Annotated in this window: 8 protein-coding genes; 3 read left to right on the forward strand and 5 right to left on the reverse strand. The window is 31.8% G+C overall.

Translation table 11 applies throughout. The features are described 5' to 3' along the window. Positions 1-128: 128 nt before the first annotated feature. The 3 genes from C8P70_RS13335 to C8P70_RS13345 form a co-directional block, all read right to left on the reverse strand. Positions 129-2,294 (reverse strand): S46 family peptidase, encoded by a 2,166-nt coding sequence (locus C8P70_RS13335; RefSeq protein WP_133713803.1) that lies wholly within the window; start codon positions 2,292-2,294, stop codon positions 129-131. Between the two features lie 338 nt (positions 2,295-2,632). After that, positions 2,633-3,151 carry a DUF1648 domain-containing protein gene (locus C8P70_RS13340; protein ID WP_133713804.1) on the reverse strand — a complete coding sequence of 173 codons (519 nt, stop codon included), beginning with the start codon at positions 3,149-3,151 and terminating at the stop codon, positions 2,633-2,635. A gap of 355 nt (positions 3,152-3,506) precedes the next feature. Then, complete coding sequence (locus tag C8P70_RS13345) at positions 3,507-4,304, reverse strand: hypothetical protein (protein ID WP_133713805.1); 798 nt, start codon at positions 4,302-4,304, stop codon at positions 3,507-3,509. 277 nt (positions 4,305-4,581) lie between these two features. Between C8P70_RS13345 and pnuC the strand changes: the two genes are divergently transcribed. The 3 genes from pnuC (at position 4,582) to C8P70_RS13360 (ending at position 6,705) form a co-directional block, all read left to right on the forward strand. Beyond that, positions 4,582-5,175: a nicotinamide riboside transporter PnuC gene (gene pnuC / locus C8P70_RS13350; protein WP_133713806.1), complete on the forward strand. Its 594-nt coding sequence runs from the start codon at positions 4,582-4,584 to the stop codon at positions 5,173-5,175. Beyond that, entirely contained in the window at positions 5,165-6,172 is a 1,008-nt protein-coding gene (locus tag C8P70_RS13355) for an acyl-CoA dehydrogenase family protein (RefSeq protein WP_133713807.1), read from the forward strand. Before pnuC ends, C8P70_RS13355 begins: the two co-directional genes overlap by 11 nt. 101 nt (positions 6,173-6,273) lie before the next feature. After that, on the forward strand, positions 6,274-6,705 hold the full coding sequence (locus tag C8P70_RS13360) for a rhodanese-like domain-containing protein (RefSeq protein WP_133713808.1): 432 nt from the start codon (positions 6,274-6,276) through the stop codon (positions 6,703-6,705). A gap of 4 nt (positions 6,706-6,709) precedes the next feature. On the opposite strand, the gene C8P70_RS13365 is transcribed toward C8P70_RS13360, so the two are convergent. Both C8P70_RS13365 and C8P70_RS13370 read right to left on the reverse strand, forming a co-directional pair. After that, positions 6,710-6,979, reverse strand: a complete 270-nt coding sequence (locus C8P70_RS13365) for a hypothetical protein (protein WP_133713809.1) — start codon at positions 6,977-6,979, stop codon at positions 6,710-6,712. A 127-nt stretch (positions 6,980-7,106) separates the two neighbouring features. Further along, positions 7,107-7,340: transposase (locus C8P70_RS13370; RefSeq protein ID WP_166666237.1), on the reverse strand; the 234-nt coding region annotated here is incomplete at its 5' end.

Consider the following 7,340-nt stretch of genomic DNA (forward strand, 5'->3'; position numbering starts at 1 on the left):
TGTGCATTGAATTGTTTGTGTGGTAACTGCAATTTACTGTTTTTTAGTAAATTGCACAACTTTTATTCAATACTTATACAAATGCACCACGGGTAGATTATTAATTATTCACAAAGAGGTTATTTGTTTTATTTAGATGTTGATATTTCTGATTTTGGATGAACTAATTTCATCTCATCAATAAGATGTTTTGCATTTGCAAATTTATCAATGATAAACAACACATACCTTATATCCACCATAATATTTCTACATATAGACGGATCATAATAAATATCACTCATCGTTCCTTCCCAAACACGGTCAAAATTTAATCCAATTAGATTTCCATAAGCATCAATAGCAGGACTTCCGGAATTTCCACCAGTTGTATGATTTGTAGCAATAAAGTTTACAGGAAGTTTACCATTGTCGGCATATTGCCCATAGTCTTTTGCGTTGTATAAATCAATAAGTTTTTGAGGAACATCAAATTCATAATCTCCCGGTACATATTTTTCGATAACACCATCTAAATAGGTAAGGGGCTCGTAATAAACCGCATCTTTAGGAGAGTATCCGTCTACTTTTCCATAAGTTACTCTTAAAGTACTATTTGCGTCCGGGAATATTCTGGCATCCGGATATAAATCTAGTTGCGCCTTCATGTACGTGCGTTGTAAAGCTTCTATTTGGGTATTTAGTTTTTCATATTCCGGTAAAATATTTTGAATATAATTTTCGATAAGGCCTTTGGCAAAGATATATCCTTTATCTCGATTTAACTTTTTGAGAACTTCTTTTGAGTTGCCCTCCAGAAGCTTTTTAAGAGATTCGTAATCAGTAAGCTTACTTTGACTATAAATCGATTCGGTAAGTGAAGAAACATCAACATTTTTTAATTCTTCAGGTAAGAATTGTTGAGGGGCTTTTTGACTATATAGAGAGACGGTTGCTTCAAAAACTTTTTCGTCAACATTTTTATTGTAGTTTTTATAAAACCGCTCTTGTGCATTTATAAAATTTTCCTTTTTATCTGAAAAAGATTGTTCGGTCGTATAACTTCTCTCCAAACCATACAAACGGTAGGCTACTACTAGTAACTCTACATTTCTCATAGCAACTTCCGTAAAGTAATCTCTGCTTAAAGAATAGGGAGCAATTTGTTTGTAAAGTTGTTCAAATTCTGAAAGAAGTGTAGTGTAATCTAAAGTTTGAGGATTTTGTTTGGCACGCTTTATAAAATCTTTTTCAAAATCTTTTTTAGCTTGTACAGCATTGGTTTTAGTTAATCCCAAGCTTTCTCCAATCCATTTTTTCCAGTAATTGGCAATACTAGCGTATTTAGAAGCGTACTGAATTTTAATAGTTTGATCATTGCGCATAAATTCGTCTGTTACTTTTAAAGCAGCATCCCGAATAGCAATCTTTGCAGGGTTTAAATCATTAATGATTTGTTCAACTGCATAAGAGGGAAGATATTCCTGCGTTTGTCCCGGATATCCAAAAACCATGGTAAAGTCATCTTCAGCAATTCCATCTAAGGAAATAGGAAAAAAATATTTTGGTTTGTAGGGAACATTGTCTTTAGAATATGCAGCAGGTTTGTTGTTTTTATCAGCATAGATTCTAAATAAAGAAAAATCACCTGTATGACGAGGCCACACCCAATTATCTGTGTCTGAACCAAATTTACCTATTGAGGCAGGCGGGGCACCAACTAAACGGATGTCTTTAAATGTTTCTGTCACAAATAAAATATATTGATTACCTTCAAAAAAAGCTTTTATTTTATTCTCCTGCCAGCTTTCTTTTGGAAAAGAAGAAACGGTTTTCGATATGTTTTTAGTTATTTTAGACTGTTTTTCCCCTTCACTGTCTGTATTTAAAACCCCTTCTAATACTTGATTGGTAACATCTTCGATTCGTACAATAAATGTAACGGTTAAGTTTTCGTTAGGCAGCTCCTCATTTAATGATTCTGCCCAAAAGCCATCCGTTAAATAATCGTGTTCTATTGATGAATGTGATTGTATCTGGCTGTAACCACAATGATGGTTGGTTAATAGTAAACCTTGAGGAGAAATAACCTCTGAAGTACATCCTCCGTTAAAGTGAGGCACGGCATCTTTCATGCTCGAATTGTTTATATCGTAAATGTCCTGAATAGACATTTTCATTCCCAAACTTTGCATTTCAGATTCATTCATTCCTTTTAGCAGCGACGGAATCCACATTCCGCCCTGTTGGGCGTAAATAGGAAAAGCAATACATAATACCAGTGCTTTTAGCAGGTTCTTAATACGTTGATTCATGTTTTAAGTATTGTTAAATGTAATTTTTTGGCAAGATACAATTTTATGACAAAGGTTGGAAATAGCTTTGAAGGGTTGTAGCAAAAAAGATAGAGTGATTTTATATTGTTATTTTGATACAAAAAAAGCGACAAAGTTCCACAATTTATTAATGTAATAGACTTGTATTCTATAAAGGTTATTATATTTAATTAACCTTAATTACTTCGGTATTATAATGTTTAGAATACATAATGGGTAATTCAAATATTAATAATTTAAAAAAAGTGCTATTTAAAATTCAGAGGTAGTAGGCTGTATTAAAAAATACAGCCTGTTTTTATTGAATAGGCTATTAATTAATTTGTCGTCTGTTTAGTTTTGTTTTTCTTTCTAGAAAATACAAAGTAAAAAGTAGGAATCTGCATAATTATAATAAAACAAATTAAAAACATACTTCCCAGCCCTTCACTGTTACCCAAAGCCGTTTGAATGGTTTGCAGGGTAATATATCCCATTACAAAAATGACAATGAGATTAAGTATGCGGATTAAGGAGGTGGCTTTAGCATATTGTTCGGCAGCATTTTCTTCTGTTATTTCTGTCGGATAATTAAAAATATGAGGAAATCTGCTTAAAGCGGTTAAGCTGATATAACTAATCAACGCAAAAACAGGAATCAGAAAAATAGAGCTTCGGTCTCCAAAAGCATCTGCCTGTCCCGAACCGTTAAAATGAGTAGGAATACTTTCTGGTAATTGACCATAATAATAGCAAGGAAGTATTAAAAGGGTGATAATGCCCAGTGCGCTTATTCCTTCAATAATTTTATCTGTTTTTGTAAGCTTTAATTTTATTTTTGGTCGGTTTGCAGTCATAAAACAGCTTTTAAAAATTGTATAGTAGCGCAAGCATAATAAATATAATTTATTTTTTTATTTATAAAATTAAAAGTTGACTTAATCAGTTTTATTTTCTATACATAAAAGCGCAAACAAAAATGTTTGCGCTTTTATGCTATAATTGATTAATTGTTTAATTTTTTTGTGTTTTTATGTAATAATAAAATATTCCTACATATGGAAATACCGTTAGAAAAAAAATTGAGTTTACTTTTTCTCTCATTTTTAATTTATTATTGGACATTATCATTTTTATCAAAAGTAAATATATAATGATAATAACAGATAATAACAGTATTATATAAAAATTCATAGATGTATTATTTTAGTTTTATTCTAAGTCAATAGCGTCAAATGGTTGGATATAGTATGTAGCAGATATGTAAAGACATGCAGCAGATAAAGAACCATATACATAACCAGGAAAAAAATCAGCCATAAACGAAGAAAATCCATCTGAATTTATTGCATCTCTTCCACATTGATAACATTCAAAAAAGCTAATGTTATGATTACCATTAGAATCACATAGTTTATAAATTGAGCTTTTTCCATCGTTTAAATAATTTTCATCAAAAGTATAATAATTCTCACTATTGTTGAGTATCATATTATTGGGGGTAAAATCATTTACGGAGATTTCTGTGTCTACTATTTCTTGAATTATATCGTTTACAATGTAAAAAGTGCTATACTTTAAACCGAGATTTAAGTCAGTAAAACTGACGCTACCTGTATTATTGTGATGATCAAAATCCGAAAGGTCTATATAGTTGATGTAATATTCATAGTCACCTATTGCCGCTTCATTATGAACTACTTCAATGCTACCCACTTTAGTATTGTTGTCAATAATGTCAATTAACCAATTATAACCTAGCGTAGTCTTGGTTTCATTCGTTAAGTTGTTTATTAATGGTATTTCATATATATTGAGGCTTAGATTTTCTATATCTAAGATTCCATTAATCATTTCAAAATTAATATTTTGAAAATCGGGAGATTCGATCATTTCTACTGTTTTGTCAGTAAATGAAGTTTCTGCTAAAGTGTCTTTTTCTAAGCGTTGGTTTTCAGTGGAACAAGCTGTAAATAATATTCCCAGTAAAAAAATAGAAAATTTCCTCATGTTTATATTTTTATAGATTAATTAACCCAAACATATGTACTTTTTTTTATATAAAAAAATATATTGTAAAATCTATGTTTTTTTGAAATTTATTTTTGAAAACTTTTTCAAAGTAAACCTTTCCCTTTTCAAAAAAAAGTCTCAACTTTGAACGCTTAATGGGGTGCTGATATTTGATCGGCTGAGATGATACCCAAGAACATTGGTTCTGCACCTGATCCGGATAATGCCGGCGTAGGGATTGATTTTGTCATCTCATCATTTAATTTTTAGTTATATGATGCAGGAAATTTTAAGCAAAACGACTTGGTTGGAGTGGTTTGGCGTGTCGTTTGCAGTTGTACAGGTTTTATTAGCCCAAAAAAACAACATTCACAATTATCTTTTTGGAATTGCGGGTATTTTACTCGCTTTATACGTTAAATTTAATGCTAGGCTATATGCTGAATTTACATTGGATTTATATTATCTGGTAATGAGTATTTACGGCTGGCTTTTCTGGAAATATGGCAAAAAACAATCGGAAACGCCGATTACACTTACAACGCGGATAGAAAAATATAAAGCCATCGGTATTGTACTGGGGACATTCTTGTTGTTTTATTTGTTTTTGACACATTACACAGACAGTGATGTACCTGTTTGGGATTCAGTAGTTACAGCATTTGCCTGGGCGGGGATGTGGCTGATGGCAAAGCGCAAGGTTGAAAATTGGGTTCTCCTAAATATAAGTAATTTTATTGCTGTTCCATTACTTATTCATAAAGATTTATATCTGTATGCGGCTTTAACGGCTTTTTTGTTTATAGTAGCTATTTTTGGTTATATCAATTGGAATAAAATTGCAAAACAAACTCATTATGCTTCATAGTGCCATTTTGAAAGATAAACTTATTGGAGCTACTCACATGCCTGCTGAGGTGATGCAATATGTTTTTAAACAGCGCTGGCTGCAAATTTGGGTTCCGCAACAATATTGTGGTTTGGGATTGTCTTTTAAAGAAGGATTAAAGGTTTTGAAAAATCTGGCTCAGACAGATGGAAGTTTGGGATGGATGGTGACACTATGTGCGGGAGCCAATTATTTTTCACGCAATTTAAAGCCCGAAACAGCATTCGAGTTATTCCAAAAGTCAACTACCTGTTTTGGTGGCAGCGGAATGATTGGCGGAACTGCGGAACGAAAAGATAATGAATATTTTATTAACGGAATCTGGCGTTTTGCAACCGGAGCTCCTCATTTAAGTCATTTTACCTTGAATGCCATAGTCATAGAAAATGGTCAAAAGGTTTTAGATGAAAAAGGAAATGAACTTATCCGTTCGTTTATTATACCGCAACATCAGGTTAAAATTATAGCAGATTGGAAGGCGATGGGTATGCGAGCAACGGGAACCTATTCTTTTGAAATTCATAATATTGCAGTGTCTGAAAAATACAGTTTTATCTATAATGAATTTTTTACTGATTCCTCTTTAGATAAAATACCGTTTCGGATTTTTGCTGATTTGACACTTTTGGTCAATTATTTTGGAATGGCATTTCATTTTGGAGAAGAAGCCCTCAAGCTTCGTCCGAGTTTAGATTTGACATTCTTTCTTAGAACAATAAAAGAAAGGGAAGAAAAAGTGTATGGCTTTGCAGATGAAATAGAAAAAATACTGTGCAATACTCTTGAAATAGGAATTGAAAAACAGAAGGAAATCCATCAGTTTGGAGAAATATCGGTAAAGGAACTGTCTTGTAAAATAATTGAATTATATACCCAGTTGGGAATTAGAGCTTCACATACAGATAATTCTGTTCATCAGATTTTTTGTGATTATTTTACTGCCAGCCAGCACGCTAATTTTAGACCAGTTTATTAAAATGGGATTGAAAGCTTGTGATGTGTTTTATGTAAGATAATTTAAAGTTGTCATTAAAAAATAAAAAGAAGTATATTTGTGAATATACAAATAAAGAAGATATGAAATATTTTGTATTTTTATTGGGATTGATACTTTTTATGATAACTGATTCATATGCTCAGCAAAAGCAAGAACCATGGACTATTTCCCAATTGATGGCACCTGAAACTTTAGCAGATAAAATCAATAATTCTCAAATCGTTTCTGCGTTAATTATATCAGTCGGTCCGGATGATTTGATTAAGGGATCTGTTAATGCTGGTCCGGCATCAGAGCCTCAAAATATCAAGCAGTTGAAGGCGTTACTTGCAAAAACACCAAAAGATACCGAAGTGGTTATATATTGCGGTTGCTGTCCGTTTGCCAATTGCCCGAATATACGCCCTGCTTTTACCCTGCTTACAGAATCAGGTTTTAAAAACGCTAAACTCCTTAATTTGCCTCAGAATATAAAAGTAGATTGGCTAGATAAGAATTATCCTGTAAAATAATAATCTATTCAATTGTAAATTCTTTAACAAAAGAAGAAACCGGAATAACTTTGGTGTGTTTGTCTTGATACAAAAAAATCACATTACCCATTTTTCCGATTAGAATACCTCTTGATACTTCATTGTCTATAAACTTAATTTCAATAAGGGTGTGATTTAAAATTTCTTTTTTAACCCTTTTCCCATAAAGATTGGCGGATAAAAAAAGGTAAATAATAAAAATCAAGAGAGAAAAAAACATTTTTGTTCTTTTATACCAAGGATGGTTATTCATGTTTAAGGAAAAGCGCAGATAAGATTTTGGATATTTTGTTTCCCAAAAGCGATCGAAGTAATAAACAAGGATTGTAATGATTACAGTTGAAAAAGTAAAAAATACAATTTTAAACCCGTTGTGCATTTTAAATAATACACACTTTTAAGTTATTGATATTCCTATTGAAATATTCTTTGTTGATGAATTGTACAACTGTTAACACCGTTATTTTAGCTAATAATCTGGTTTTGAAACCTTCAAATGTCTTGGCGTAATTACGTCTCATCATAAATTGGTCGCACAATTGCGAGAACAAGGTTTCAATTCTCTTTCGTTGTTTTTTGAACAAATAAAATTGTGGTTTATAATCCTTTTGATT

The organism is Myroides indicus, assembly GCF_004364575.1.
Classification (GTDB): Bacteria; Bacteroidota; Bacteroidia; order Flavobacteriales; family Flavobacteriaceae; genus Flavobacterium; species Flavobacterium indicum_A.